The organism is Streptomyces sp. NPDC007162, from assembly GCF_040634175.1.
Lineage (GTDB): Bacteria > Actinomycetota > Actinomycetes > Streptomycetales > Streptomycetaceae > Streptomyces.
Map to the genome: position 1 here is coordinate 1 of NZ_JBEYFC010000952.1, position 1,716 is coordinate 1,716.

Annotated in this window: 1 protein-coding gene and 1 pseudogene; both read right to left on the bottom strand. The window is 68.0% G+C overall.

The genetic code is table 11. The features are described 5' to 3' along the window. Window positions 1–153 precede the first annotated feature (153 nt). Window positions 154–1,569: a hypothetical protein gene (locus ABZ646_RS46175; protein WP_360533667.1), complete on the bottom strand. Its 1,416-nt coding sequence runs from the start codon at window positions 1,567–1,569 to the stop codon at window positions 154–156. A 62-nt stretch (window positions 1,570–1,631) separates the two neighbouring features. After that, a pseudogene (locus tag ABZ646_RS46180) lies at window positions 1,632–1,716 on the bottom strand (DUF5933 domain-containing protein); the annotation flags it as partial.

Consider the following 1,716-nt stretch of genomic DNA (forward strand, 5'->3'; position numbering starts at 1 on the left):
GCCGCCTTGCGGTAGCGGTCCTGGCCCGTCTCGTGGTGCAGGACCACCAGGAGCCGGCCGGCCTGCATGCTGCCAGGCAGGCGTTGCCCGGCACCGGCCTGCGCGCCGTGGCGGAGACCGAGTGGAGGGACCGCTATTTGCTCGGCCCTGTGATCAGTTCACGGTGAGGGCGGCGGAGTCGTTGCGGCTGTCCGGATCGAAGTCGGGCCGGTGGGAGTCGGCCGGGTCCGGTCCCCAGACCAGCTGGACGCTGCCTGCGGCATGGGCGACCACGTCATCGACCCGCAGGGTCACGGCGAAGTTGGTGATCTGTCCTTTGGGCACGATGTAGCTCGGCACGCTGCAGACGTAGGGTCCCTTGGCGGTGGCGGTCGGATTGTCCTCCTGCCACGGGGCGCAATTGGCCGAATGGCCGACGGCGGTGGTGCCGGGCGGGAGCGTCACCCAGGCTGTGGGCACTCCCTCACCTCCGCTGCGGTCATACAGGGTCGCCGGACCGTTTGCGGCCAGGTGGAAGCCGAAGGTCGCGGTCGTGCCCGCACCGGCTTGAGCACTTGCGCCGGAGACCGCGAAGTCGGCGGTGTTGCGGGCCTTGAGGGACGCGATCCCGTAGTCGGTGACGGTTCCGGTCTGCGGCAGGGAGACGGATCCCACCGGGGCCGAAGAGTGCCGGCCTGCCTTGATCACCTTCAGTTTGAGCGCGGGCGCGGAGTGTTTACCCCACGTCCACGTGATGCCCTGGCCGTCCGGCCAGCCGGGCTGGCCCAGAGGCGCGGTGAGGACGTCGAGGTAGGTGAACAGGGCGGCGGAGTTCACGTGCAGGCGCACCGGCGCGGACAGGGCGGCCGTCTCTGCGATGTTGATGGCACCCTTGGGGTAGCACTTGGCGAAATGGACGGGGCCGTTGGACCCGTACTGGCAGTTGGAGTAGTGGTCGGCGAACTCCAGGCCGGGTGAGGCGGCCAGGACGGTCTGCACGCCGCGAGCCGGACGGTTGCCGACGTTGGTGAACCGCACCGGTTCCGTAAGGTTGGCGCCGACCTTCAGGTTGGTGTGATCGGCGAGGCGGTTCAGGCCGAAGGACGGCCCTCCCACGGTGACCGATCCCATACCGCCCACGATCTGCGCGTGCGCGGACCGGCCGGTGATCTTGTATGTGCCTGTGGCGCCCAGTCGGCTGCCTCTGAGGGCGGTCAGGGTGAGCTGGGTCATGGACCCGAGGCCGTTCTTCGGGTCGGAGCCCGACTGGAACGACTCCGAGCACGTGGCGACCAGGCCATGGGCGGTGCAGTTGCTCGAGAACGCCACCTTGGCGATCTTCGACAGACCCCGGGCGTCCACGGTCAGCGTGACGTCGTAGACCGTGAGGTTCTTGGTCTTGGTGTGGAAGTCGAAGTTCACGTCTGCCGTGGCAGGAGCGGCCGGCAGGGCTACCGGAGTCGGCGCGTCCAGAGTGATCATCGGCTGGCCGGAGACAGCACCGGCCGGACCTGCGACCACCAACGATGCGGCCACACTCGCAGCCGAAACGAACACGGCGGCTAAGCCGGTAAGGGAATTGCGTCTCATCAACGTCCTTATGTTTCAGGGGGTTTGGGTAACTTTGTGAGCGGACCGGGTGGGACCGCCCAGAACACGAGGTCGATACTGATCGCGGCGCCCAGCGCGACGAACCGCTGCCGCCAGGTGAGCACCGTCATCGTCAACGCCATGCCG